14 protein-coding genes are annotated in these 25551 nt (G+C 62.2%); 13 read left to right on the forward strand and 1 reads right to left on the reverse strand.

What is annotated here, in order from left to right; genetic code table 11:
- The first annotated feature begins 30 nt into the window (after nt 1–30).
- The 12 genes from Q4S41_RS20525 to Q4S41_RS20580 all read left to right on the forward strand — a co-directional run bounded on the left by Q4S41_RS20525 (nt 31) and on the right by Q4S41_RS20580 (nt 18306).
- The gene (locus Q4S41_RS20525) at nt 31–3318 is read left to right on the forward strand and encodes a SusC/RagA family TonB-linked outer membrane protein (RefSeq protein WP_305033006.1); all 3288 of its coding nucleotides are present in this window, start codon (nt 31–33) and stop codon (nt 3316–3318) included.
- 28 nt (nt 3319–3346) lie between these two features.
- A complete protein-coding gene (locus Q4S41_RS20530; RefSeq protein WP_305033007.1) occupies nt 3347–5248 on the forward strand; it encodes a RagB/SusD family nutrient uptake outer membrane protein in 1902 nt (633 codons plus the stop codon).
- A 141-nt stretch (nt 5249–5389) separates the two neighbouring features.
- Nucleotides 5390–6508 (forward strand): pectate lyase, encoded by a 1119-nt coding sequence (pelA, locus tag Q4S41_RS20535; protein WP_305033008.1) that lies wholly within the window; start codon nt 5390–5392, stop codon nt 6506–6508.
- 54 nt (nt 6509–6562) lie between these two features.
- Entirely contained in the window at nt 6563–8095 is a 1533-nt protein-coding gene (locus tag Q4S41_RS20540; protein ID WP_305033009.1) for a tagaturonate reductase, read from the forward strand.
- Between the two features lie 25 nt (nt 8096–8120).
- Entirely contained in the window at nt 8121–9776 is a 1656-nt protein-coding gene (locus Q4S41_RS20545) for a UxaA family hydrolase (protein ID WP_305033010.1), read from the forward strand.
- A 251-nt stretch (nt 9777–10027) separates the two neighbouring features.
- Nucleotides 10028–11461, forward strand: coding sequence for a glucuronate isomerase (uxaC, locus tag Q4S41_RS20550; RefSeq protein ID WP_305033011.1), 1434 nt, complete (start codon nt 10028–10030; stop codon nt 11459–11461).
- Nucleotides 11462–11600: 139 nt separating this feature from the next.
- Entirely contained in the window at nt 11601–12611 is a 1011-nt protein-coding gene (locus Q4S41_RS20555) for a sugar kinase (RefSeq protein ID WP_305033012.1), read from the forward strand.
- Between the two features lie 12 nt (nt 12612–12623).
- On the forward strand, nt 12624–13280 hold the full coding sequence (locus Q4S41_RS20560; protein ID WP_305033013.1) for a bifunctional 4-hydroxy-2-oxoglutarate aldolase/2-dehydro-3-deoxy-phosphogluconate aldolase: 657 nt from the start codon (nt 12624–12626) through the stop codon (nt 13278–13280).
- Between the two features lie 99 nt (nt 13281–13379).
- Nucleotides 13380–14741 carry an MFS transporter gene (locus Q4S41_RS20565; RefSeq protein WP_305033014.1) on the forward strand — a complete coding sequence of 454 codons (1362 nt, stop codon included), beginning with the start codon at nt 13380–13382 and terminating at the stop codon, nt 14739–14741.
- A gap of 43 nt (nt 14742–14784) precedes the next feature.
- Nucleotides 14785–15273 (forward strand): nuclear transport factor 2 family protein, encoded by a 489-nt coding sequence (locus Q4S41_RS20570; protein WP_305033015.1) that lies wholly within the window; start codon nt 14785–14787, stop codon nt 15271–15273.
- A 26-nt stretch (nt 15274–15299) separates the two neighbouring features.
- Nucleotides 15300–16307 (forward strand): class 1 fructose-bisphosphatase, encoded by a 1008-nt coding sequence (gene fbp / locus Q4S41_RS20575; RefSeq protein WP_305033016.1) that lies wholly within the window; start codon nt 15300–15302, stop codon nt 16305–16307.
- A 34-nt stretch (nt 16308–16341) separates the two neighbouring features.
- Nucleotides 16342–18306 carry an alpha/beta hydrolase family protein gene (locus tag Q4S41_RS20580; protein ID WP_305033017.1) on the forward strand — a complete coding sequence of 655 codons (1965 nt, stop codon included), beginning with the start codon at nt 16342–16344 and terminating at the stop codon, nt 18304–18306.
- A gap of 93 nt (nt 18307–18399) precedes the next feature.
- On the opposite strand, the gene Q4S41_RS20585 is transcribed toward Q4S41_RS20580, so the two are convergent.
- Entirely contained in the window at nt 18400–19428 is a 1029-nt protein-coding gene (locus Q4S41_RS20585) for a Gfo/Idh/MocA family oxidoreductase (protein WP_305033018.1), read from the reverse strand.
- Between the two features lie 409 nt (nt 19429–19837).
- On the opposite strand from Q4S41_RS20585, the gene Q4S41_RS20590 reads away from it, so the two are divergent.
- A complete protein-coding gene (locus Q4S41_RS20590) occupies nt 19838–25387 on the forward strand; it encodes a hypothetical protein (protein WP_305033019.1) in 5550 nt (1849 codons plus the stop codon).
- The last annotated feature ends 164 nt before the right edge of the window (nt 25388–25551 follow it).

Raw genomic sequence — 25551 nt, forward strand, 5'->3', positions numbered from 1 at the left:
TTTAAAAACTCCCACCCAATCATTTCACTCATGAAAAAACATTTTCTCCTGGTCTGGCTCCTGTTCTTCGGGGGCATCGGGCTGGCTGCGGCGCAGAACCGGCAGGTGCAGGGCGTCGTCAAATCGGCGGAGGGCGAAACCCTGCCGGGCGTGACAGTGCTCGTGGAGGGCACCACCAACGGCGCCTCCACGGGCGTGAATGGCGAGTACAGCCTTACGCTGACGCCGGCCCAAGTAGCGGGCGCCAAACTCCGTTTCAGCTTTGTCGGCTACGTATCGAAGGAAGAAACGGTGGGCGACCGAACCACCATCAACGTGACCTTGGCTTCAGACAGCAAGCAGTTGGAAGACGTGGTCGTAATTGGCTACCAAGAAGTGCAGCGCCGCGACGTGACCGGTTCGGTGTCGTCGGTGAGCGCGCAGCAGATTAAGGACATTCCCGTAAACTCGGCCGCCGAAGCCCTCACCGGCCGCCTGGCCGGTGTGCAGCTGACCAGCGCCGAGGGCACCCCCGGCAACCTCAACGTGCAGGTGCGCGTGCGGGGCGGCGGCTCCGTGACGCAGGACAACTCGCCGCTGTACGTGGTGGACGGCATCCAGATTGAGAACGCGCTGAGCGTGATTGCTCCGCAGGACATTGCCTCGGTGGACGTGTTGAAGGATGCTTCGGCCACGGCCATTTACGGTGCCCGCGGCGCCAACGGCGTTATCATCATCACCACTAAAAAGGGCTCGGAAGGCCGCACGGTGGTGAGCTACAACGGCTTTGCCGGCTTCCGCAAAATCACGAAGACGCTGGGCGTGCTCGGCCCCGACGACTACCTGAACTACCAGTACGAGCGGGTGCGCATCATTGGCAACGCTTCGGGCGGCCTGCCCACGTTCAAGAGCCTGTTTGGCAGCACCAACTTCAACAGCGACACGCTGCAGCGCGCCCGCAGTGCGCCGTTCATCAACTGGCAGGATGAAACCTTCGGCCGCGAGGCGTTCCAGCAAACGCACAACGTATCGGTATCGGGCGGCTCGAAAGCCACCACGTACTCGCTGAGCCTGACGCACAACGACGAGCAGGGCATTCAGCGCGGCTCCGACTACACCCGCAACCTGATAAACTTCCGCTTCGACACCAAAGCCACCGACAAGCTGCGCGTGGGCCTCAACGCCCGCTTCAACGACCAGGGCACGCTGGGCGCCGGCACCTCCACGTCGGGCTCGAACACGACCTCGCGTTTGCGTAATGCCGTGCAGTATCAGCCGCTGCAGGTGCCCAAGGCCAACGGCCAGGTGGTGGACGTGTCGGCGTTTGACCCCGAATTCTTCGACCAGTCTTCGTTGTCCAACCCCATTGTGACCATCGACAATGAGTACCGCAAGGACAAGCGCCGCACCGTCAACATCGGCGCCAACGCGTCGTTGGAACTGGCCAAGGGCCTGACCTTCCGCACCACGGCCGGCTTCGACATCACCGACCTCAACCTGGGCACCTTCAACGGCTTGTACTCGCCGGTGCTGCGCTCGGCTTCGGGCGGCTACGCCAACAAGCCGTTTGCCACCATCACCCAAACGACCCAGACCACGCTCAACAACTCGAACGTGCTGGACTACTCAAACAAAATCGGCAAGCACTCTTTCGGCATTTTGCTGGGCGAGGAAATATACCAGCAGCAGAGCCGCCAGCTCTACATCCAGACCAACTTCCTGCCGGATGACATCACCGCCGAGCGCGCGCTGGCCAACATCAACCAGGGCGTGCTGCCCGCCGGCCAGACGGCGCAGCCCGTGCTGCCCCAGACCAGCGTGCCGGCCGACTACCGCCTGCTGTCGGGCTTTGGCCGCCTGACGTATTCGTACGACGACAAGTACTTGTTCACCGGCACGCTGCGGGCCGACGGCTCGTCGAAATTCCCGGCGGGCAACAAGGTGGGCTACTTCCCCGGTGCCTCGGTGGCCTGGCGCGTGTCGCGTGAGGAGTTCTTCAAAGGCATCCCCACCATTTCGGACCTGAAGCTGCGTTTGAGCTACGGCCAGGCCGGCAACAACCGCATCAACGACTTCCTGTACGCCCAGCTGTTCACGGCCGGCAACGCGCCGTACGCGCTGAACCACAGCATTGTGCTCGGCTCGTCGGCTACCAGCCTCGCCAACCCGAACCTGAAGTGGGAAACCACCACGTCGCGCAACATCGGTATCGACCTCTCGCTGCTCGACAACCGCTTCCAGTTCACGGCCGATGCCTACTACAACACCACCAACGACCTGCTGCTCAACAAGCCGATTCCGGCCTTCCTGGGCTACACTTCGCAGCTGCAGAACATCGGTTCGACTTCGAACAAAGGCCTGGAAATGCAGCTGACCGCCACGGTGCTGCGCAGCGAAAACTTCAGCTGGACGGCCACGGCCAACGCCTCGTTCAACCGCGGCCGCATTGAGAGCCTGGGCAACAACCAGACCGAAATTCCGGCCATCTCGTCGGGCTGGGCCGGCTCCACGGCTTCGCTGATTCCGGACTATGTGGCCCGCGTGGGCCAGCCGGTGGGCCAGATGTACGGCTACGTGACCGACGGCTTCCTCACCGCCGACGACTTCTCGGGCTACGTGCCCGGCGCCAACGGTGCCCTGGGCACCTGGACGCCCAAGACGGACCGCACTTTCGTGAACGACCTGGGCCTCATCGGCGAAACGGGTGGCTACCGCCCGGGCCTGCTCAAGCTCAAGGACCTGAACGGCGACAACAAGATTGACGCCAACGACCAGACCGTGATTGGCAACGCCAACCCCAAAGCAGTAGGCGGCCTGAACCAACAGTTCACCTACAAGGGTTTTGATGCCAGCCTGTTCCTCAACTTCGTGCTGGGCAACGACATCTACAACGCCAACAAGATTGAATTTACTTCGAACACGCCCAACACGCAGTTCAGCAACGTGCTGAGCATCATGAGCGACCGGTACCGTGTCATCGAGGCCGACGGCAGCCCCATCACCACCATCGCCCGTCTGCAGGAGGTGAACCAGACGGCCAACATCTGGACGCCCACCCGCAACTTCGTGTTCCACTCCTGGGCCGTGGAAGACGGCTCGTTCCTGCGCATCAACAACCTGACCGTGGGCTATACCCTGCCCAAGACGCTGACTCAGCGCGCCAAGGTGAACTCGCTGCGCTTCTACGCGACGCTGAACAACATCTATACGTTCACCAAATACACCGGCTACGACCCGGAGGTGAACACCCGCCGCGCCACGCCCCTCACGCCGGGCGTCGACTACGCCGCCTACCCCCGCAGCCGCGCCTTCCTGTTCGGCGTCAACCTGTCGCTTTAATTCCCACCCGATTTTTTGACCTGATTATATGAAATCGTTTCATTCCTTCCGCCGGGTGGCGCTGGCTGCCGTGGCCTTGGCCGGCACCGCCGGGCTGGTTTCTTCCTGCAAAGACTACCTCGAAGTGGACCCCATCGCGCTCAACACGACGGAGTACACCTTCAGCACCGTGAGCGGCGCCACCGCCGCCGTCATCGGCGCCTACGACCCGCTGTCGGGCGACAACGGCTACGGCACCCGCATCAGCCTGTATTACCCGCTCGATTCGGACGAGCTGATTGGCTCGGCCGGCGCCGCCGACGGGGGCCGCCGCAGCATTGCACGCTACATTGCCCTGCCCACCAACACGGAGATTAACAACCCCTGGAACCAGCTGTATCAGGGCGTGGAGCGCTCCAACATCTGCATTCAGCAGATTCCGCAGATGGCCGCGTACACCAGCGGCAGCGCCTCCGACCAGGCGGCCCTTAAGCGCCTGCACGGCGAAGCCCTCACGCTGCGGGCCCAGTACATTTTTGAGCTGGTGCGCAACTGGGGCGATGTGCCGGTGCAATTCACCCCGGCCGTGTCGGGTCAGGACTTTAACCTGCCCAACTCAGACCGCAACGCCACCCTCACCCGCCTGATTGCCGACCTGCAGCTGGCAATTGACCTGCTGCCTTGGCGCAGCCAGGCCGGCACCCCGAGTGAGCGCATCACCAAAGGCGCCGCCAAGGCGCTGCGTGCCCGCCTCTGCCTGTACCGCGGCGGCTATTCGCTGCAAGGCAACACCATGCAGCGCCCCGCCGACTACCTCGACTACTACCGCATTGCCCGCCAGGAGTGTGCCGACCTGATGACGGCCAGCGCCCGCGCCGAGCACACGCTGAACCCGAGCTTCCTGGAAGTATTCAAGAGCATGAACGAGTTGCGCTCGGAAACGGCCAACGAAATCATGTTCCAGGTGGGCATGGCCACGGCTACGGGTGCTTCGGGCAGCAAGGTGGGCTACTACAACGGCCCGCGTTTGCAGAACGCCTCGGGCACCTACGGCTCGACGCAGGGGGCCGTGACCATCGCGCCGCCCTACTTCTACGCCTTCGACTCGACCGATACGCGCCGCGACGTGACCATCACCACTTACGGCATTGCCAGCACCGCCAACGTGCAGACGGGCGTGGCCCTGACCTCGGCCACGGACGGCAAATGGCGCCGCGACTGGCACATTCCGCCCGTGACCGGTTCTGTGAACTACCTCGACTACAACTGGCCCATCATCCGCTTCTCGGATGTGCTGCTGATGTTTGCCGAAACCGAAAACGAGCTGAACGGCCCCACCCAGGCTGCCCAGGATGCCCTGATGGAAGTGCGCACCCGCGGCTTCGGCGGCAACCGCGCCCGCGCCCTGCTCACCCTGACGCAGGGTGGTTTTAGCCTGAGTTCCAAGGCCGGCCTGTTCAACGCCATTGTGAACGAGCGGTACATCGAGTTCGGCGGCGAAGGCATCCGCAAGTATGACCTGCTCCGCTGGAACCTCTTCGCAACGAAGCTGGCTGAAGTGAAGGCTAACATCGAGAAAATGGCCCTCGGCCTGGCCCCCTACGACAACGTGCCGCTGTATCAGTACTACCGGACGCCCACCGCGGCCTCGCTGGCCGTGCAGCCCGTGCAGTGGACCCGCTCGTTCTATAAGCCTTCGCCCACGCCCAACACGGCGCCCACCGGCACCGTGCGCGTGAACTGGCGCCAAGGCATTGACGCCGCCTACGTGGCCAACACCAAGCCGACCAACACCGACTACGCGCTGCCTGGCTCCACTACGGCTCCGATAAAAAGCCTGGGTTCGGGCCTGGCTGCTGAGTACGTGCCCGGCCGTGGCAAAGAACTGCTGCCCATTCCGTCGGCCACCCTCAGCGCTGACCCGGCCCTGCAGCAAAATTTTGGCTATTAACCGGAGGGCTGATTAGCGCAACCTGCTTCGCTGCCCGGAAATAGCGTGCCCGACGGCCGCTATTAGCCGGGCAGCCTGGCACTCCTCATCTTTTTCACAAAAGACTTTGCCCGAGGTTTCGGCTTCTCCAAATCCTGCCCCATGACGATGCTGCACTTACTTTGCCTGACGGGAGGACTGGCCCTGAGCACGGCTTGCGCCCGCAAAGAGCTGGCCGCCGAAACCGTAAGCAAAGCGCCCGCCAGCGCCGCCACGGCCAGTCCCACCGCCTCCCAGCCCCCGCTGCAGGACAGCACCGCCGAAAAAATGCTGGTATTCCAGCGCAGCGTGGGCGGCTGGCCCAAGGCCGTGGGCAACGAAAAAGTGGATTACAAGCACCCGCTAAGCGCCGCCGCTCGCACCCGCACGCTGGCCGACAAGGGCCGCAACGACGCCACCATCGACAACAATGCCACGAGCCGGGAAATCATCTACCTAGCCGAGGCTTATCAAAAAACCAACAACGCCGCCTACCGCGAGGGGGCCGAAAACGGCATCCGCTTTCTGCTGAAGATGCAATACGCTAACGGTGGCTTCCCGCAGTACTACCCCGATTTCAGCAACTACCGCCACCAGATTACTTACAACGACAACGCCATGGTGCGCGTGCTGGAGGTGCTGCGCAACGTGGCCCGGCAAAAGGCTCCGTTCGTGGGCCTCGATGCCGCGCTGCCGGCCCAAGCCCAAACCGCTGTAGACAAGGGCACCGACTGCATCCTCAAAACGCAGTATGTGCGCAAGGGCGTGCCCACGGCGTGGTGTGCCCAGTACGACGAGAAAACCCTGCAGCCGGCCAAGGCCCGCGCCTTCGAGTTGGCCTCGCTGAGCGGCGACGAGTCGGTGGAAATCGTGCGGTTTCTGATGGGTATTGACAACCCCTCACCGGCGGTGAAGAAGTCGATTGACAGCGCTATTGCCTGGTTTGAGAAAGTGAAAATCACCGGCTTCATGGTGAAGGAAATTGCCGCTCCGCAGGAGAAATCGGGCCGCGACCGGGTGATGGTGCCCGAAGCCGGTGCCACCATCTGGGCCCGCTTTTACGAGTTGGATACCGACCGGCCGATTTACGTGGGCCGTGACAGCCAGGTGCATTACCAGCTGGCCGAAATCGAGAACGAGCGGCGCGCCGGCTACCTGTACCTGGGTACCTGGCCCGAAAAATTGTTAACCAAAGACTATCCCGCGTGGCAGAAGCGGGTGAGTACGGGAGAGAAGAACTAACCCCGGCTTCTAGCTTCGTTACGCAATAACAATTAGCCTCATTGTAATACCTACATGGACACTTTGAACAAACAACGGGCCCTGGCCGCGCCCCGTAGCACGGCCCCGGTGTCCTGGCCCACGGCCGAGCTTTTTAACCTGCCCGAGAAGGTGTTGCAATTCGGCACGGGCGTGCTGCTGCGCGGGCTGCCCGATTTCATGATTGACGAGGCCAACCGCCAGGGCGTGTTCAAGGGCCGCGTGGTGGTGGTGAAAAGCACCGACGGCGGCGACGCCACCGCCTTCGAGCGCCAGGACGGCCTCTACACGGTGTGCATCCGCGGGGTGGAGGATGGCCAGCCGGTAGAAGAAAACGTGGTGAGCAGCAGCATCAGCCGCGTGCTCTCGGCCAAAAGCCAGTGGGCCGAGGTGCTGGACTTCGCCGCCAGTCCCGAGCTGCAAGTGGTGATTTCGAACACCACCGAAGTGGGCATTCAGCTGGTGAACGAGGACATTCACCTCACGCCGCCTTCCTCGTTTCCGGGCAAGCTGCTGGCCGTGCTGTACGCGCGCTTCGAAGCATTCAAGGGCGACGCCAGCCGCGGGCTGGTGATTGTGCCCACCGAATTGATTCCCGACAACGGCCGCAAGCTCGAGGCCATTGTATTGGAACTGGCGCACCGCAACGACCTGGGCAGCGCCTTCATCGACTGGCTGGAATCGGCCAACTCCTTCTGCAATACGCTGGTCGACCGCATTGTGCCTGGCCGCCCCGAGCCGGCCCTCTATGCCCAACTGCAGGAGGAATTGGGCTACCAGGACGACCTGCTGACCATAAGCGAAGCCTACGCCCTGTGGGCCATCGAAGGCGACGAAAAGGTGCGCGAGGTGCTCTCGTTCCACACCGTGGCCAAAGGCGTGGTTATCCGCCCCGATATCACGCTGTTCCGCGAGCTGAAGCTGCGCTTGCTCAACGGCACGCACACGCTGAGTTACGCCTTGGCCCACCTGGTGGGCTGCACCACGGTGCGCGAGTCGCTCGAAAACGAGGATTTGGCGCGCTTCGTCCACAACCTGATGCTGGCCGATTTGCTGCCCGGCATTCCGTATCAGGTGGATGAGAAAGTAGGGCAGCGCTTCGGCATGCAGGTGCTCGACCGTTTCCGCAACCCCTACCTGGAGCACCGCTGGTTGGCCATTGCCATGCAGGGCACCGCCAAGATGCAGATGCGCAACGTGCCCACGCTGCTGCATTACTACCAGACGCACCAGGCCGTGCCGCACTACATGGCGCTGGGCTTCGCGGCCTACCTGCTGTTTATGCGCAACACGGCCACTGGCCCCAGCACCGGCCAGGGCGAAGCCAACGGCGAACCCTACACCATTCAGGACGACCGCGCCGGCTATTTCGCCGACCTCTGGACCAAGTTCTCGCCCGAGGAGCTAACCAATGCGGCCCTGCGCAACACCGCCCTCTGGGGGCACGACCTCACCCGCCTGCCCGGTTTCGCCGAGAAGGTAACGCACTACCTCAACCAGCTTTTGGATGAGGGTGCTTCGGCCACGCTGGCCGCATTTTTCACCAAAAAAGCAGCATTGGCCAGCTAAATTCAGCCTTTTCTGTTTCTCCACTATGAAACACCAAGTTGCCCGCATTCACCCCGCCGATAACGTGCTGGTCGCCCTCGTCGACCTGCCCATCGGCACCGAAGTGCCCTGGGAAAACGGCTACGTCACCACCACCGAAGCCATTCCGGCCAAGCACAAGCTTTCGCCCCTGGGCCTGAGCGTGGGCCAGCCCGTGACGATGTACGGCGTGCTGGTGGGCAAAGCCAAGGCGGACATTCGCCCCGGCGGCCGCCTCACCACGGCCAACATGCAGCACGCCACCAACAGCTACGACGAACAGGGCCACCAGCGCGCCGCTTGGCAGGCACCTGACGTTACGGCCTGGCAGGACCGCACCTTCCAGGGCTACCACCGCGCCGATGGCCGCGTGGGCACTGCCAACTACTGGCTGGTAATTCCGCTGGTGTTCTGCGAAAACCGCAACATTCAGGTGCTGCAGGATGCCCTGATTACTGACCTCGGCTATGCCCGTCGCAAAAACTACCAGCCCGAAACCCGCAAGCTGGTGGAATTGATGCAGGCCGGCCGCTCGGTCGAAGAAATACTGAGCGCCGACCTCGAAGCCGGTGAAGACACTGCCCGCAGCCAACGTCCGTTCCCGAACGTGGACGGCATCCGTTTCCTCAGCCACGAAGGCGGCTGCGGCGGCATTCGTCAGGATGCCCAGACGCTGTGCGGCCTGCTGGCCGGCTACATCACGCACCCCAACGTGGCCGGCGCCACCGTGCTCAGCCTCGGCTGCCAGAACGCGCAGGCCAGCATGCTGCAGGACGAAATCGCCAAGCGCGACCCCCACTTCAGCAAGCCGCTCTACATCCTCGACCAGCAGAAGCTCGGCACCGAGGAAACCCTTATCAGCACCGCCCTACGCCAAACCTTCGCCGGCCTGATGATTGCCAACCAGGCCCGCCGCGAGCCGGCTCCGCTCAAGGCCCTGAACATCGGCCTGGAGTGCGGCGGCTCCGACGGCTTCTCCGGCATCTCGGCCAACCCGGCTTTGGGCCACGTGTCCGACATGCTGGTGGCCTTGGGCGGCTCCGTCATCTTGGCCGAATTCCCGGAGCTGTGCGGCGTGGAGCAGGAACTGGTGGACCGCAGCGTGGACCAGCCCACCGCCGAACGTTTCAGCAGCCTCATGAAGGCATATGGCGACAGCGCTGTAGCCGTCGGCTCGGGCTTCGATATGAACCCATCGCCCGGCAACATCCGAGACGGCTTGATTACGGACGCCATGAAATCAGCCGGCGCAGCCCGCAAGGGCGGCTCCTCGCCGGTAGTAGCCGTGCTTGACTACCCAGAACTGGTGACCAAGCCCGGCCTGAACCTGCTCTGCACGCCCGGCAACGACGTAGAATCGACCACCGCCGAGGTAGGGTCGGGGGCCAACATTGTGCTTTTCACCACCGGTCTGGGCACGCCCACCGGCAACCCCATTGCCCCGGTTATCAAAGTGGCCAGCAACACGGCCCTCGCCAACCGCATGCCCGATATCATCGACGTGAACACCGGAACGGTGATTGATGGCGAGGAAACCATTGAGCAAGCCGCCGAGCGCATTCTCGATTACGTCATCAAAGTGGCCAGCGGCGAGGAAGAAATTGCTGCCGTGCGCCACGACCAGACCGACTTCATTCCGTGGAAGCGCGGGGTGAGCTTGTGATTATTTTCCGTCTGTCATCCTGAGCGCAGCGAAGGACCTTATCACGCCAGCTTCGGCGGAGTTATTGCAAGTCGTTTCGACGTGATAAGGTCTTTCGCTGTGCTCAGGATGACAGACGGGAATAATAATCTACGCAACCGTTTTCGCTAATAAAAACCGATTTCTGCAGGTAATGGCTTCTGCCAGCGCCTACCTTCGGTCCCCGAAGCAATAGCATAATCAGGGCGCAGCCCTTCCAATCTTAGTTGCTTATGAAGCCCTTTCTCAACGACGATTTTCTGCTGCAGACGGCCACGGCCAGCACGCTCTACCACGAGTATGCCAAGCAGATGCCCATCATCGATTATCATAACCACCTGCTGCCCGACCAGATTGCCGAGGACAAGCAGTTCGAAAATATCACCCAAATCTGGCTCTACGGCGACCACTACAAATGGCGCGCCATGCGGGCCAACGGCGTGCCCGAGCGCTACATCACCGGCGACGCATCGGACTGGGAGAAGTTTGAGAAATGGGCTGAAACCGTTCCCTACACCCTGCGCAACCCGCTCTACCACTGGACGCACCTGGAGCTGCGCCGCTACTTCGGCATCACCGAACTGCTGAACAAGGACAGCGCCCGCCGCATCTACGACGAGTGCAGCGCCAAGCTGCAAACGGCCGAGTATTCGGTGCATAACCTGCTGAAGATGATGCAGGTAGAAACCCTTTGCACCACCGACGACCCGGCCGATTCGCTGGAACACCACCAGACGCTGGCCGCCTCCGGCTTTGCCGTGAACGTGCTGCCCACCTTTCGCGCCGACAAGGCGATGGCGCCGGAATCGGCCGCGGCTTACAACCAATACCTCGACAAGCTGGCCGCCGCGGCTGAGCTGGAAATCAGTACGTTTGCCGACCTCGAAAAGGCTTTGCGCAACCGTCACGATTTCTTCGCCAGTCTGGGCTGCCGCCTGTCGGACCACGGCCTGGAGCAGATTTATGCCGCCGACTACACACAAGCGGAAATCGATGCCATCTTCTCGAAAGTGCGTGGCGGTGCCGAGCTGACTGCTGATGAAGTGCTGAAATTCAAATCGGCCATGCTGGTGCTGCTGGCCGTGATGGACTGGGAAAAAGGCTGGACGCAGCAATACCACATCGGTGCGCTGCGCAACAACAACTCGCGCATGCTGCGCGAGCTGGGCCCCGACACGGGCTGGGACAGCATCGGCGACTTCTCGCAGGGCCGTGCCCTTTCCACCTTCCTCGACCGTCTCGACGGGCAGGATAAGCTGGCGAAAACCATCATCTACAACCTGAACCCGGCCGACAATGAGCTGATTGCCACGATGATTGGCAACTTCAACGACGGCTCGGTGGCGGGCAAGATTCAGTTTGGCTCCGGCTGGTGGTTCTTGGACCAGAAGGACGGCATGGAAAAGCAAATCAACGCCCTGAGCAACATGGGCTTGCTCTCACGCTTCGTGGGCATGCTCACCGATTCGCGCAGCTTTCTCTCGTACCCGCGCCACGAGTACTTCCGCCGCGTGCTCTGCAACCTGCTCGGCAACGACGTGGAAAACGGCGAGCTGCCGGCCGACATGGACCTGCTCGGCGGTATGGTGCAAAACATCTGCTACGGTAACGCCAAACACTATTTCGGCTTCGGCAAAGTAGCCGAAACGGCGGCCGTAACAGCGTAGGCAAACGATGTAGAAACGCGACACTTCGCGTTTCTACTTTGAACGACCAAAACCGCGCCATCCAAACAACATCAATATCAGCAACGATGAGACGCGAAGTGCCGCGTCGCTGCATCGACCTCAACCACACCTCTAAAGAATGAAGCAAGTTGTCACGTTCGGCGAAATCATGATGCGGCTGTCGCCGCCGCTGAACTATCGGTTCGCGCAGACCCAGAGCCTTGAAATCGTATACGGCGGCGGCGACGCTAACGTAGGCGCCTCGCTGGCCGGCTTGGGCGTGCCCGCCGCGCACGTCACCTGCTTCCCCAACAACGACCTGGGCCGCGCCGCCGCTCAAAGTTTCCGCGCCCTAGGCGTGAACATGGATGCCACCGTGTACCAGGGCGACCGTCTGGGACTGTATTTTCTGGAAGTGGGAGCGGGGATGCGCGCCAGCAAAGTGGTGTACGACCGCGCCAATTCGGCCTTCGCCCACCTCGACCCAGCGGCTTTCAACTGGGATGAAATCCTGAAAGATGCCGGCTGGCTGCACTGGACAGGCATCACACCCGCCATTTCGGCCAGCACGGCCGAGGCTACGCGCCAGGCTATTGCCGCCGCGCGCCGCCTGGGTCTCACCGTATCGGCCGACGTGAACTACCGCCGCAACCTGTGGCAGTATGGCCAGACGGCTCAGTCGGTGATGAGCGAACTGGTGCAGGGCTGCGACATCGTGGTGTGCTCCGAAAACGACGCGGATGACCTGTTTGGCATCGTACCCGAGCCTGGTACCGACAACAAGTTCGTGTCAGTCGCCCGGCAGGTGATGATGCGGTTTCCGCAAATCAAGCAGGTCATCACCACCCGCCGCAAAACGCACAGTGCCTCGCACAACGGCCTGAAAGGCATTTATTACGACGGCAAGCAGTTTCTGGAAACCGTCACTTACGACATCAACCCCATTGTGGACCGCATTGGCGGGGGCGATGCCTTCATGGCGGGCTTCATCTACGGCTCGCTGAAATACGACAACCCCCAGCAGGCGCTTACCTTCGGCGTCGCCGCCTCGGCCCTGAAGCACACCGTGCACGGCGACATCAACCTCGTGACCGTGGCCGAAGTGGAAGAAATCATGAAAGGCAACACCAGCGGCCGCCTGCTTCGCTAACTAACTGAAAACATGCCCCGACACTCCGCCGAAGAAACCCTTGCCACGCTGCTCCGCTACCCGGTAGTGCCCGTGTTCTACCACGCCGATTTGGCTTACACGCAGCGCATTCTGCAGGCCTGTTACACGGGCGGCATTCGCGTGTTTGAGTTTGTGAACCGGGGGGAAAAGGCGCTGGAGGTGTTCACGCAGCTCCAGGCTTTTGTGGCCGAGCAATGCCCGGATATGATTCTGGGCATCGGCACCATTTACAAGGCTGAGGAAGCCGCGCAATTTATTGCCGCCGGCGCCGAGTTTGTGGTGCAGCCGCTAGCTACTGCCGAGGTAGCCGATGTGTGCCGCAGCCGCAACATTCCGTGGCTGCCCGGTGCCATGACTCCCACCGAGATTTACCACGCCAGCCAGTTTGGCGCGGCGGTGGTGAAAATTTTCCCCGGTAACGTGGTGGGCCCCGACTATATAAAAGCCCTGCGCGGACCCATGCCCCACATCAAGCTGATGGTGACGGGCGGCGTGGAGCCCACCCGCGAAAGCCTCAGCGCCTGGTTTGGCGCCGGCGTGAATGCGGTGGGCATGGGCTCGCAACTGTTCAAAAATGCCGACGACACCGCCGCCCTCACCGGCAGCATCACGGAGTTGATGCAGGTGGTGGCGACGCTGAAAAAATGATTGATATAAAGAACGTCATACTTCGACTTCGCTCAGCATGACGTTCTCCCTGAATTTGTGCTGCCCGAGTACCCCGTTTCAAATTCCCGAACTCGATATATGGCTTATTCCGCTCAAGCGCCGCCGGCGTCCCCGCTGGCCACTGTTAATGCTACCATCGGCAAGTACCGCTGGACCATTTGCTCGCTGGTTTTCTTTGCCACGACCATCAACTACCTCGACCGGGCAGTTATTTCGCTGCTGAAGCCCTACCTGGAAAAGGAGTTTCACTGGAATTCGGGCGACTACGCCAACATCGAAATTGCCTTCAAACTGGCTTACTCAGTGGGCATGGTGGGCGCCGGCCGCGTTATCGACAAGCTGGGCACCAAGCTGGGCTACGCCCTCTCCACGGCTTTGTGGAGCGTGGCGGCCATGGGCCACGCGCTGGTAGCCAGCACGTTTGGCTTCGGCATTGCGCGGGCATTCCTGGGAATCACGGAGGCCGGCAACTTCCCGGCGGCCATCAAAACCACGGCTGAGTGGTTTCCGCAGCGGGAGCGGGCGCTGGCCACGGGCATCTTCAACTCGGGCTCGAACGTGGGCGCCATTGTGGCGCCGCTGTCGGTGCCATACATCGCGGAACACTACGGCTGGAAATGGGCCTTCCTGATTACGGGCGCGCTGGGCTTTATCTGGCTGGTGCTGTGGATGATGTTTTACGAAACGCCCTCCAAGCATCCGCGTCTGAGCAAAGCGGAGTTTGAGTATATCAATGCTGATATTCCGGTGGGCCTGCCCGCCGAGGGCGTGACGGAGGAAAAACCCAAAACCTCGTGGGCCACGCTGCTGCGCTTTAAGCAAACCTGGGCCTTTGTCATTGGCAAGTTCCTGACCGACCCCATCTGGTGGTTCTACCTGTTCTGGTTGCCCGATTTCCTGGGCAAGCAGTACGGCCTGAAAGGAACGGACATTGCCCTGCCGGTAGCGGCGGTGTACGTGCTGTCGAGCATTGGCAGCGTGGGCGGCGGCTACCTGCCGCTGGGCTTCATCAAGCGCGGCATGCCCGCGTTCCAGGCCCGCAAAACGGCCATGCTGGTTATTGCTTTCTGCGTGTTCCCCATCGTGTTTGCGCAGTGGCTGGGCGGGATGAATATGTGGCTGGCGGTGCTGGTTATCGGCATTGCGGCAGCAGCGCACCAGGCCTGGAGTGCCAACATCTTCACTACCGTATCGGACATGTTCCCGAAGCGGGCGGTGGGCTCGGTGACGGGCATTGGTGGCATGGCCGGCGGTTTGGGCGGCATCGCCCTTACGGCGCTGGTGCAGAAGCGCATGTTCGTGCACTTCGAAAGTATTGGCCAGATTGACAAGGCGTACTACATCATGTTCTTCATCTGCGGCGCGGCCTATTTGCTGGCCTGGGTGCTGATGTTCACGTTGGTGCCGCGCATGGAGCCCATCAAGCTCGACGACGAATAATCTCCTGGCAAGCGGCGCGGCCTCTTCACCGGAGCCGCGCCGCTTGCCTCAAACTGTATCGGATATGAACATGCGGCCGCTGCTGCTGGCTTTGTTGCTGGCCTTGCCTCTCTTTGCCTTTGCGCAGGCACCTAATTCCAAAAACATGGCTGTCATCAAAGAAATCGAAGCATTAGAGCGCCAGCGCTTCGAGGCGCAGGTGAAAAAGGACTACGCCTTTCTCGAAAAAGCTTTCGGCGATGACTTGGTGTACACGCACGGCAGCGGCCTGCAAAACACCAAAGCGGAGTACATCCAGAGCATTCGGGACGGCAAAAGCCAGTACGGCAAAATCGACATCGATGCCCTGAACGTGCGCGTGTACAACGACGACAAAACGGCCGTCGTGAACGGCACCATCCGCATCACCTCCCCGGCCCAACCGGATGGCAGCACCAGCGTGGCCCGCATCAAGTACGTGGTAGTTCAAATCAAAGACAAGAAAAAGGGCTGGCAGGTAGTGCTGTGGCAGGCCCAGAAACAAGCTTCCTAATGCCCGCTTCCGCCCTCATCCCACCCATGTCCCAAACCACCGAAAATTCCCTGGCCACCCCCGTTGGTACCACGCTGGAGCGCTATATAAAGCGCAAGGAAGCCGAATTTGCCTACGCCACCGGCGAGCTGAGCCAACTGCTGCGCGACATTGCCCTGGCCGGTAAAATCGTGAACCGCGAAGTGAACCGGGCGGGCCTCTCGCGCATCACCGGGGCTATGGGCGAGAAAAACGTGCAGGGCGAAAACCAGCAGAAGCTCGACGTAGAAGCCAATATTCGCTTCATTCGGGCGCTGACCAATGGAGGCGAGGCCTGCGCCATTCTCTCGGAAGAGGACGAGCACATCATCGAAACCGGCAACACCAACGGCAAGTACGTGGTGGCCATCGACCCACTCGACGGCTCGTCGAACATCGACGTGAACATCAGCATCGGTACTATTTTCAGCATTTACCGCCGGGTGTCGCGCATTGGCGGGCCGGCCCGCAAGGAGGACTTTTTGCAGGGTGGCCGCTCGCAGGTGGCAGCCGGTTACATCCTGTATGGCTCCAGCACCATGCTCGTGTACACCACCGGGCACGGCGTGGCGGGCTTCACGTATGAGAATTCGCTGGGCGAATTTTTCCTCTCGCACCCCGACATCAAGATTCCGCGCCAGGGACCGGTGTTCAGCTGCAACGAAGGCAACTGGTTCGACTACCCCGAGTTCGTGCGCACCTTTTTGATGACCTGCAAGGAGCGTCGCCTCACGGCCCGCTACGTGGGCTCGCTGGTGGCCGACTACCACCGCAACCTCTTCACGGGCGGCATCTACATGTACCCGCCCACCGTGGACAAGCCGACCGGCAAGCTGCGTTTGCTCTACGAAGGCTACCCGCTGGCTTTCATCATTGAGCAGGCCGGCGGCGTGGCCGTGACCGGCGCCGACGTAGTGCTCGACGTGCACCCCACCGCCGACCTGCACCAGCGCGCGCCGCTGTTTGTGGGTTCAGCCGATTTGGTGGAAGAGCTACAGGCAGTGGCGGCCCAATAAGCGCATGTTGAGGCGCGGAAAGGTTCTGCTGTGCATGTTGGTAGCCGTGAGCGCCAGCCTCAGCGCCCGCGCCCAGCAGCCCAGCGCCAACGTGCTGGACTGGAAAGCCCCGGCTACGCTCAGCACTTATCTGTTGCAGCAAATGCACGCCCAATACGCGCCCCGCGCGGCGGAGCTGGACCGCGCCGCGCAGTCGGCCGCTGGGGCAGCGGCCTACCGCGACAGCGTGCGGGCGCGCTTCCGGCGGGTGCTGGGGCCGCTGCCAATGCGCACGCCCCTGCGGGCCCAAGTGACGGGCCAGCTGGCACGGGAGGGTTTTCGCATCGAGAAAGTCATTTACGAAAGCACGCCCAACCACCACGTTACGGCCAATTTATACGTGCCGACGGGCAAGGGCCGGAAGCCGGGCGTGCTGCTGTTCTGCGGGCACGAGCAGGAATCGAAGGCGACGCTTTCGTATCAGAAAACCGCCATTTTGCTGGCGCAACACGGCTTTGTGGTGTTGGTCATCGACCCCATTTCGCAGGGCGAGCGCATGCAGCTGACCGATGCCGCCGGCAAAGCCCTCACCCGCGGCGGCACCACCGAGCACACGTTGCTGAACGCCGGCGCGGCGCTGGTGGGCACCACCACGTCGGCTGAGGAATATTGGGACAACAAGCGGGGCCTCGACTACCTGCTGACCCGGGCCGAGGTGGATACTGCTCGTCTGGGCTGCCTGGGCAACTCCGGCGGCGCCACCCAAACGGCCTACTTCATGGCCCTGGAGCCGCGCATGAAAGTAGCCGCCTTGTGCAGCTACGTGGCCGCCGGCGAGCGCAACCTGGAGCTGACCGGCCCCGCCGACGGCTGCGTGATGCTGCCCGGCGCCGGCCGCGCCCGGCTGGACCTAGCCGACTGGCCCGTCATGTTTGCGCCCAAGCCGCTGCTGGTGCTGGCCGGCCGTTACGACTTCGTGGACTACACCCAGATACAGGCGGCCACGGCTGAAACGAGCCGCATTTACGCGGCTTTGGGCAAAGCCGAGCAGTTTGATTTTTTCACCTATGACGACGGCCACGGCATTTCGCAGCCCAAGCGCGAGGCGGCGGTAGCGTGGTTCCGACGTTGGTTGTATGGGGACTCGAATCCGGTTCGGGAAGTCCGCATGGCTGTTTCAACCGAAAAAGAATTGCGCTGCACCAGCACGGGCCAGGTCAACACGGCTTTCAAGAAAGAAGAGAATCTGGCGGCGAAGCATTTAGCCGCTGCTCAAGCCATGGCACTGCAACGGAGCGCGGCATCCGGGGCAGAGTGGCACAAGCTATTGGCGACGACGCTGGGCGAAACAGTGGCGGCTTCGCCCAAGCGCATGTCCATTTCGATGCTCGATACCTTGAAGCGAGACGGTATTGCCTGGCAAAAGGGGATTTTGCGGGCCGACGATGAGCCGCCGCTGCCGCTGCTGCTAGCCTTGCCTACCGGCGCCGAGCCCACCAAAGTGCTTGTCTGGCTGCCCGAAGCCGGCAAGGCCGCCGCGCTCGACAGCGCCCGGCAGCTGCAAGCCTACCTCCGCCAGGGCACCGCCGTGGTGCTGGCCGACTTGCGCGGGCTGGGCGAAACCACCGACCCGGCTGCCTTCAACGACCCCAAATACTACAACCGCGAGTACCGTAACGCAATGCTGGCTTTGCACACAGGCCGCCCCCTGCTGGCCCAGCGCCTAAATGACATTGCCCAACTCCGTGTGTTTGTCCGTAATACCGAGCATCTGCACGCCGCCCCGCTCGAAATTCGGGCCAGCGGCCGGGCGGCCCTGCCCGCCATGCTGATGGCCGCAGCCTCCCCAGCCATTAGCCGCCTCACCGTGGAGCAGTTGCCGCTCTCGTTTCAGCAACTGCTGGAACAGCCCGAAACCAAGGATGCTTACTCGCAGGTGCTGCCCGGCGTGCTGCGCCATTGGGACGTGCCCGATTTGCAGCGGGCCCTGGGCGCGCGGCTGGTGCTGGGGAGGAAATAGCTGCCGGGAGCAGTTTGCAGGTCGATGCAAGGCTGGATGATGCAGGCGCAGAATTTGCCCCGGCGTCAACACCCATTCGACTCTAAAGCCGCGCTAAGCCGACGCACTTTGCTCCAGCAATTCGTTCTGCCACAGCAGCTGCTCGGGCCGGATGGGGTAGGGGGCGCCGTACCGAATAGCCTGGAATACGGCTTCGAACAAACCCAGGTAGTTGCCGGGCGCGGCTGGGTCGGGCGTGGTAGTCAGCGCCCCATCAGGGCCGGCCAACGTTAAGCGGCCTTCTTCGCCGGGCTTTTCGCGGCCGTATTCGGGGGCTGCGGGCGACATGCCGCTTAGCAGCTGGGCTTCCTGCGGGTCGGTGCGGCCTTTCTGGTAGCTGCCTTGGGAGCCGTGTAGCACATAGGCGGGCACGGGGTTGGCAATGAGCAGGCCCGAGGTCAGCCACACATTGAGGCCCTGCGGGTAGCGCAGGTGCAGCGAAAAATAGTCGTCGACCTGGGTGCCGGGGCGGTAGTGGCCCACGGTTTTGTGGCAGCTCAGCGGCCGGCCAAACAGGCTGATGGCCTGGTCGATGAGGTGCGGGCCCAGGTCGTAAAGCAAGCCGCTGCCGGGCAATACGTCTTCCTTGAATTTCTTGGGGTTGAGCGTGGGCTTGTAGCGGTCGAAGCGGAAATGCACTTCGATGAGCTGGCCCAGCTGGCCGCTTTCCACCACGCGGCGCACAGCGCCAAAGTCGGTGTCCCAGCGGCGGTTGTGGTAGGCCAGCAGGTGGCGGTCCATTTGCTTGGCCAGCGCCAGCAGTTCCTGCAGCTGGGCTACGGAGGTGGCCACCGGTTTTTCGAGCAGCACGTGCTTGCCGGCGCGCAGGGCCTGGCTGGCCAACTCGAAGTGGGTGCCGCTGGGCGTGTTCACCACCACCAGCTCAATGCTGGGGTCGGCCAGCAACTCGGCCACGCTGCCGAAGCTGCGGATGCCGGGGTAGTCGTGGTGCATGCGCTGCTCGGTGCGCTCGGCCACGGCATACAGCTCGAAGCCGGGGTGCGCGGCCAGAAAAGGGGCCTGAAAAAGCTTGCCCGACATGCCGTAGGCCAGCAGGGCGGTGCGAATGGGAGCGGTAGTCATATCCCAAAGTAACGCAGCGGCGAGGCAACCCGAGCGACGTTAGCCCAGCAACCGTTGCGCATGAAAAAGCGGCTGAAAGGCCAGGCCGGCTCCTGAAAACTGAATATTTACGGGAAACCCGAAATGGATACTATTTAGAAAATTGTTGATAATCAACAGGTATTCATGGCTAATGCGGGGCATGGCTGGATTGCTTTTTTGATTGTGCCTAACTTGTACCGGGTTTTTAACGCAACGCCGGGCACTATCCTTCGAGCCAGGCGTTTGCGTTGGAAAAGCAGTCCGCTGATTCCTGGGCGCGTCGTTGCACGGCCGCGGCAGTCGGGCGGCGCGGCGCAGACTGCTACATTGAAAATCCGGGACGGCTCGGGCTTGTCAGCAAGCCCTTCTACTACTGAAAACTGACTTTATGAATCGATACCTCATATTCACTGCGTGGTTGAGCTTGTTGCTGGGCGGCCATTCGGCGGCCCAGGCTCAAACCAAAGCGGCACCGCCCGGCACGGCGCCGGCGCCGCCGCGCTACCAGGTGGGCACGCTGGCCACCGACCCGGCCCAGTACATCCTCGACGCGCAGAGCATGATGGCCGCCACGCGCAATGCCGCCGCCATGGCTTCGGCCGCCCGCCTGAAAGAGCTGTGGGGCTCGAACCGCCTCACCTCGTCGCAGCAGGCGCGCATCGTGGCGCTGTCGCAGGTGATGCTGGCGCAGCATTTCCGGCCGCGGCCGCACTTCGAGAGCTTATTCGGGGCCATTGTGGGCGGTGCTACAAAGGCTAAGCTCAGCGATGCCCAGATGGACCAGTACCTCGATGTGCTGGGCCAGACCCTGCAAAAGGAGGCGCCCCAGGAAACCGAGAAATTCATCACCTCCACCAACCGCTTTTTCAACGGCGGCTACCTCTACCGCACGGGTTTCAACTCGCTGCGGGCGGTGGGCGGCACGGTGTCGTTTGCGTATTCGCCCGTTGCCGCGCCGGTTTCCAACCTCGATTTCAACACCGCGCCCGCGCCCAAAGAGGACCCGTTGCCCGCCGCGCCCAAGCCCGTGGCCAAAAAGCCCACGGCCGCCAAGCCGGCCGCTAAACCGGCCCCTAAGCCCGCTCCAAAAAAGAAAGCCAGCAGCAGCGGCTGGGACACGGCCGACCTTTGGTCGTCGCCCTCGGGTGGCGGCTGGGGCGATGCCGACGATGGTTGGGGCGCGCCCGTGAAGAAAAAGACTCCGGCCAAAAAGGCGGTAGCCAAAACCGCCCCCGCCACCAAAGCCAGCCCGGCCGCCAAAACGCCTTCCGCATCGGAGGTGGCGGCCAAGGCAGCGGCTTTTGAGACGCCTACCGCCAGCTTCACGCCCTCGGCTACGCCGTACGAGGACTACCAGGCGCCGCCCGCGCGTGGTGCCGTGCTGGTCATTAAAGATGCCGACCTGTTTATGGCTTCGGCCGGCGACTCGGTGTTTGTGAAAAAGGTGAGCGGCACGGCCGTGCCCAATTCCAACCGCTTCATTGGCACCGGCGGGCAGTTTGTATGGTCCATCAAAAGCAATCTGGTAACGGCCGATTTGGCGGGCTTCGACTTCGACATGAGCAAGCCCGAGTTCACGGCCCAGCCCGTGACGTTGACCTACCCGGCCGTGCTGGAAGCGCCCGTGAAGGGTGCCCTCAGCTACAAGGCCGTGCGGCGCAAGCCCGGCGCGACGGACAACGGCTACCCGCGCTTCATCTCGCTCACCAACGATGCCCGCATCAAGAGCCTGGGCGACAACATTCAGTACCGTGGCGGCCTGTCGATGGCCGGCGGCCGGGTGCTCAGCGCGGCCTTGGACGGCTCGCTGTCCAACCTCACGGTGAGCCTCGACGGCAAGCCCAAGTTCAAGGCCGCCTCGCGGGCCTATGTGCTCGGCGACTCGCTGATTACGGCCACCCGGGCCGCCGTCACCATCTACGAAGGCGCCAAGGACTCCGTGACGCACCCCGGCGCGCAGCTCAAGTATTCCAAGGCCAAGCAGCAGCTCAAGCTTTCGCGCGAGGAAGGCCTGTATAAAAACACGCCCTACAGCGACTCCTACCACCAGATGGAAATCCGGACGCAGGCCCTGACCTGGAACCTGCGCCAGCCCACCATCAACTTCGAGGTGCTGTCGTCGAAAAACCAGCAGTCGGCCGATTTTGAGAGCAAGGAGTTTTTTACCAACAACCGCTATCAGCAGCTCAAAAGTATCAACCGTCTGCACCCGCTCCAGATGCTGGTGGGCTACAGCCAGACGCACGGCGACGTGAAAACCATCAACGTGAGCGACCTGGCCCGCGACCTGCAAACCTCAGAAGACAACATGCGCAGCGCCGCCTCGGGCCTGACGCGCGACGGCTACGTGAGCTGGAACCCGCAGACCGGCGAGGTCACCATTCTGCCCAAGGGCTTTCACTACGTGGCTTCGGCCCGCGATAAGAAGGATTACGACCACCTGGCCATCAAGTCCTTGTCGGGCTCGGGGCGCAATGCCACGCTCAACCTGAACACCAACGAGCTGCTGGTGCGCGGCGTGGAGCGCTTCAACTTTTCCGACGACTCGGCCACGGTATTCGTGAAGCCGGACAGCTCCATTATTCGCATTGGCAAAAACCGCAACATCGATTTCAGCGGCACGGTGGTGGCGTCGGCCATGCGCTTCAAGGGCCGCGAGTTCAAGTTCGATTATGACGGTTTTTACGTCGACATGGCCAAGATTGACTCCATCGTCATTCGCAGCGAGGCCAAGGACGCCAAGGGCAAGCCCAACGGCAAGCGCGCCGATTTCGCCCTTACCAACAAGGGCAAAACCTCCAGCGGCCGCCTCTTTTTGAACGACCCCAAGAACAAGTCGGGCCGCAAGAAAAAGCCGCAGTACCCGTCGTTCGATTCCAAAACCGGCTCCAACGTGTTCTTCGGCAAGCAGGATGTGCTGGGCGGCGCCTACGACTCGACGATGGTGTTCGACATCCCGCCCTTCAAGCTCGACTCGCTCAACGGCATCAGCAAATCGGCGTCGGGCTTCGATGGCACGTTCCGCAGCGGCGGCATTTTGCCCGACCTCAAAACCAAGCTCACGGTGCAGGAAGATGGTTCGCTGGGCTTCACCTACGACGTGCCGAAGGACGGCTTCCCGCTCTACAAGGGCCGGGGCCGGGTGTATAACAAGGTGAAGATGGACGGCAAAGGCCTGCAGGCCGACGGTACGGTGACTTACCAGTCGGGCACGTTCACCTCGAATAGCTTCGTGTTCTACCGCGACTCGGTGGTGGCCGTGGGCAAAACCGGCGCCATTGCGGCCAAGAAAACGGCCACGGCCGACATTCCGAAAATGACCCTGCCCACCGGCTACCTCATGAACTGGAACGTGCGCCAGGACTCGATGTACCTGGCCACGCCGGCCAGCGGCGAGGCCATCAAGCTCTATTCCGGCCCCGTGGACCCCAAAACCAAGCTGGCGTCGGGCTATAATTTCAAGGGCACGGCCCTGCTGACGCCGCACAACGCGGGCGGCAGCGGCCGCCTCGATGGGCCGCAGTCGTTCATTAAGTCGCCGGAGTTCACCTTCAAAACCGACAGCTACTCTGGCCGCAAAGCCGCGCTCAGCGTGAAATCGGCCGAAACCAACAAGCCGGCTCTGACGGCCAACGACGTGGCGTTTGAGTACAACCTGCAGAAAGGCTACGCCGACTTCAAGCGCGAAGAAGGCAGCAAGGCCAGCATCGATTTGCCGTACTCGAAGTTTAAAACCACGCTGAGCGATGGACACTGGGACTTCAAAAAGAAGCAGGTGAAGCTGCGTGTGGCGGCCAATGCCGACTCCACGAAGTCGTACTTCTACTCCACCAACCCCGACCAGCAGGGCCTGAAGTTCAAAGCCGCCACGGCCACGTACGACCTGGCCAAATACCGCATGCAGGTGGGCGGCGTGCCCTACATCGCCTCGGCCGACGCCTGGGTATACCCCGATTCGGGCAAGGTGAGTATTGGCGCCAACGGCAAGCTGCAGCGTTTCCGCAACGCCACCGTAGTGCTCGACTCGCTGGCCAAGTTCCACCGCCTAAGCAAGGGCGCCATCGAGGTGGTGTCGAAAACGACCTTCACGGGTACGGCCGAGTACACCTTCAAAACCGCGCGCGACTCGGTGGCGTTGCGCTTCTCCAACTTCCAAGCCGACTCCGGCGCCGTGGCCGACGCTAAAAAAGGCGGCAAGGGCCTGCTCAGAAGCAAGCCCAAGCCCGCCGCCGACGGCGAAACGCCCGTGGGCCCGCCCACCGTGGCCACCGCCGTGGTGAACTCGAACAGCAAGTTTCAACTCACGCCGCGCATCGGCTACCGGGGCAACGTGCAGCTGAACTCGCAGCGGCGCGGCTTCGCCTTCGATGGCCAGGTGCAGCTGCAGTTCGGCAAAAACCGCGCGTCGGCCGAGTGGATTGCGGTGAAGGACTCCATCGACCCGAAGAACTTTAGCTTGAGTTTGCAGGACATCAAGGCCGAAGACGGCACACCGCTCGTGACGGGCCTGTTCATGTCGGACCAGAGCAACAAAGTGTACCCGCTCTACGCCGCCACGGTGCCCAATACCACCGATATCCCGATTTTCAAGGTGGATGGCAAGCTGCGCTACGACGACAAAAAGGGCATCTACAGCATTTCGCGCCGCGACATGGACGACGTGAACGCCTACGAGGGCGCGGCCATGACCTACACCGACGAAACCAACTCGCTCAGCTTCCGCGGGCCGATGTCGTTCATCGGCACCAGTAAGGATTACAAGATGGTGGCCAGCGGCGTGGGCACCGCCAACCCCGACAGCGCCCGCTACTCGGTGGATGCCCTGCTGGGCCTCGACATCAACATGCCGCCTAAGGCCATCGAGGCCATGGGCGCCGAACTGGCCCGCGTTACGAAAGGCTCGATGGAAGCCCAGGACGGCTCTACCAACGAGCTGTACAAGCTGGGCCAGTTCATCGGCGACAAGGGCGTGGAAGGCTACGCCAGTCACCGCGGCGCCGCCGACCCGCTTATCCGCCTTTCGCCCAAGCTGGCCCACACCATCGTGCTGAGCAAGGTGAACCTGCGCTGGAGCGAGAAGCGGCGCGCCTGGTACTCGGTGGGCCCCATCGGCTTGTCGGGAGTGGGCAAAACCGCCCTCAACGCCATGGTGGAGGGCCACGTGGAAATCCGCCGCGACAACTCGACCGACGTGGTAGAGGTGTACCTCGAACCCGAGCCCCAGACCTGGTTCTACCTGAAATACGCCAACAACCTGCTGCTGGCCAAGGCCTCCAGCGAGGCCTTCGACGGCGAAATCGGCGCCAAGCAAAAGGGCGACTACCAGACGGCCACCACCTACGGCGTATTCCTGGGCGAATTCTCCGACGTGGACAACTTCCGCTCGCACTTCCAGAAGGACTACCTGGGCAAAACCGGCAAGCTGGCCGCCCGTCCCGCCGCCCCGGCCCCCACCGGCAACTTCGACAACTTCGAGGATAAGAAGAAAAAGAAGAAGGGCAAGTCCGACGACCCCTTCGGCAGCGAAGACGCCAACGCCAACCCCGGCAGCGCGCCCGCCGAAGCGGCTGCCCCGGCTTCGACCAAGAAAAAGAAGAAGAAGGAGAACGACCCCTTCGGCGATGGCGCCGTGGACGAGCCGGCTGCGGCTCCGGTGAAAGAGAAGACCAAGGAGAAAGCCGCCGAGCCCGCTGCCGCCGATGCCCCCGCCGCCGAGCCCAAGAAGGAAAAGGCCAAGGAAAAGGACAAAGCCGCCGACGCCATTCCCGCCGCCGACGCCCCGGCCACTGAACCCGAAGCCGACCCCGCCAAAGCCAAGAAAGAGGCCGAGCGCCAGGCCAAGGAAGCCGAAAAGCTGAAAAAGGAAGAAGAGAAAAAGAAGAAGGAAGAGGAGAAGCAAAAGAAGAAGAAAGCCGACGACCCGTTTGGGGACAGCTAAGCCTCGTTCTGACGTTCGCCTCACCCCCGGCCCCCTCTCCTCAGGGAGAAGGGGTGCCAAACGACTTAATGGAAACAGAAAGGTCTGCAATTGCGGACCTTTTCTGTTTCCATTCACTGCTACTCCTCTGCCGAAATATCGTCTGGCTCCCCCTCTCCCTGAGG

It is taken from the genome of Hymenobacter convexus (genome assembly GCF_030580955.1).
In the GTDB taxonomy this organism is placed as follows: domain Bacteria; phylum Bacteroidota; class Bacteroidia; order Cytophagales; family Hymenobacteraceae; genus Hymenobacter.

Bases quoted from the DNA above. Each gene is read 5' to 3' on its own strand.
- Q4S41_RS20525 (WP_305033006.1), top strand. From the start codon at position 31: ATGAAAAAACATTTTCTCCTGGTCTGGCTCCTGTTCTTCGGGGGCATC.
- Q4S41_RS20530 (WP_305033007.1), top strand. From the start codon at position 3,347: ATGAAATCGTTTCATTCCTTCCGCCGGGTGGCGCTGGCTGCCGTGGCC.
- pelA (WP_305033008.1), top strand. From the start codon at position 5,390: ATGACGATGCTGCACTTACTTTGCCTGACGGGAGGACTGGCCCTGAGC.
- Q4S41_RS20540 (WP_305033009.1), top strand. From the start codon at position 6,563: ATGGACACTTTGAACAAACAACGGGCCCTGGCCGCGCCCCGTAGCACG.
- Q4S41_RS20545 (WP_305033010.1), top strand. From the start codon at position 8,121: ATGAAACACCAAGTTGCCCGCATTCACCCCGCCGATAACGTGCTGGTC.
- uxaC (WP_305033011.1), top strand. From the start codon at position 10,028: ATGAAGCCCTTTCTCAACGACGATTTTCTGCTGCAGACGGCCACGGCC.
- Q4S41_RS20555 (WP_305033012.1), top strand. From the start codon at position 11,601: ATGAAGCAAGTTGTCACGTTCGGCGAAATCATGATGCGGCTGTCGCCG.
- Q4S41_RS20560 (WP_305033013.1), top strand. From the start codon at position 12,624: ATGCCCCGACACTCCGCCGAAGAAACCCTTGCCACGCTGCTCCGCTAC.
- Q4S41_RS20565 (WP_305033014.1), top strand. From the start codon at position 13,380: ATGGCTTATTCCGCTCAAGCGCCGCCGGCGTCCCCGCTGGCCACTGTT.
- fbp (WP_305033016.1), top strand. From the start codon at position 15,300: ATGTCCCAAACCACCGAAAATTCCCTGGCCACCCCCGTTGGTACCACG.
- Q4S41_RS20580 (WP_305033017.1), top strand. From the start codon at position 16,342: ATGTTGGTAGCCGTGAGCGCCAGCCTCAGCGCCCGCGCCCAGCAGCCC.
- Q4S41_RS20585 (WP_305033018.1), bottom strand. From the start codon at position 19,428: ATGACTACCGCTCCCATTCGCACCGCCCTGCTGGCCTACGGCATGTCG.
- Q4S41_RS20590 (WP_305033019.1), top strand. From the start codon at position 19,838: ATGAATCGATACCTCATATTCACTGCGTGGTTGAGCTTGTTGCTGGGC.